Annotated in this window: 1 rRNA gene; it reads left to right on the forward strand. The window is 51.9% G+C overall.

From position 1 onward, the window contains the following. Positions 1–167: 167 nt before the first annotated feature. Positions 168–1,709, forward strand: a 16S ribosomal RNA gene (locus H0248_RS02705). Positions 1,710–1,762 lie beyond the last annotated feature (53 nt).

Consider the following 1,762-nt stretch of genomic DNA (forward strand, 5'->3'; position numbering starts at 1 on the left):
GCACTGCTCTTTAACAATTTAATCAGACAATCTGTGTGGGCACTCACAAGACCGTATCTTAACGATATAAAAAGTCTTGAAGAGTGAACAACAGTAAATTCATTACGAATAAACAGTTACTAATTCTTTGAGCATCGCTGACGAGTTCAGCAAATCAAACAAATCTTAAATTGAAGAGTTTGATCATGGCTCAGATTGAACGCTGGCGGCAGGCCTAACACATGCAAGTCGAGCGGTAGCACAGAAGAGCTTGCTCTTTGGGTGACGAGCGGCGGACGGGTGAGTAATGTCTGGGAAACTGCCTGATGGAGGGGGATAACTACTGGAAACGGTAGCTAATACCGCATAACCTCGCAAGAGCAAAGAGGGGGACCTTCGGGCCTCTCGCCATCAGATGTGCCCAGATGGGATTAGCTAGTAGGTGAGGTAATGGCTCACCTAGGCGACGATCCCTAGCTGGTCTGAGAGGATGACCAGCCACACTGGAACTGAGACACGGTCCAGACTCCTACGGGAGGCAGCAGTGGGGAATATTGCACAATGGGCGCAAGCCTGATGCAGCCATGCCGCGTGTGTGAAGAAGGCCTTCGGGTTGTAAAGCACTTTCAGCGGGGAGGAAGGCGGTGAGGTTAATAACCTTATCGATTGACGTTACCCGCAGAAGAAGCACCGGCTAACTCCGTGCCAGCAGCCGCGGTAATACGGAGGGTGCAAGCGTTAATCGGAATGACTGGGCGTAAAGCGCACGCAGGCGGTCTGTTAAGTTGGATGTGAAATCCCCGGGCTTAACCTGGGAACTGCATTCAAAACTGACAGGCTAGAGTCTTGTAGAGGGGGGTAGAATTCCAGGTGTAGCGGTGAAATGCGTAGAGATCTGGAGGAATACCGGTGGCGAAGGCGGCCCCCTGGACAAAGACTGACGCTCAGGTGCGAAAGCGTGGGGAGCAAACAGGATTAGATACCCTGGTAGTCCACGCTGTAAACGATGTCGATTTGGAGGTTGTGCCCTTGAGGCGTGGCTTCCGGAGCTAACGCGTTAAATCGACCGCCTGGGGAGTACGGCCGCAAGGTTAAAACTCAAATGAATTGACGGGGGCCCGCACAAGCGGTGGAGCATGTGGTTTAATTCGATGCAACGCGAAGAACCTTACCTACTCTTGACATCCAGAGAACTTAGCAGAGATGCTTTGGTGCCTTCGGGAACTCTGAGACAGGTGCTGCATGGCTGTCGTCAGCTCGTGTTGTGAAATGTTGGGTTAAGTCCCGCAACGAGCGCAACCCTTATCCTTTGTTGCCAGCGATTCGGTCGGGAACTCAAAGGAGACTGCCGGTGATAAACCGGAGGAAGGTGGGGATGACGTCAAGTCATCATGGCCCTTACGAGTAGGGCTACACACGTGCTACAATGGCGTATACAAAGAGAAGCGACCTCGCGAGAGCAAGCGGACCTCATAAAGTACGTCGTAGTCCGGATTGGAGTCTGCAACTCGACTCCATGAAGTCGGAATCGCTAGTAATCGTAGATCAGAATGCTACGGTGAATACGTTCCCGGGCCTTGTACACACCGCCCGTCACACCATGGGAGTGGGTTGCAAAAGAAGTAGGTAGCTTAACCTTCGGGAGGGCGCTTACCACTTTGTGATTCATGACTGGGGTGAAGTCGTAACAAGGTAACCGTAGGGGAACCTGCGGTTGGATCACCTCCTTACCAAGAAGATGTGTGTTGCGTGAAGTGCTCACACAGATTGTCTGATGAAAATA

It is taken from the genome of Pectobacterium brasiliense (assembly GCF_013449685.1).
GTDB classification, from domain to species: Bacteria; Pseudomonadota; Gammaproteobacteria; order Enterobacterales; family Enterobacteriaceae; genus Pectobacterium; species Pectobacterium brasiliense_A.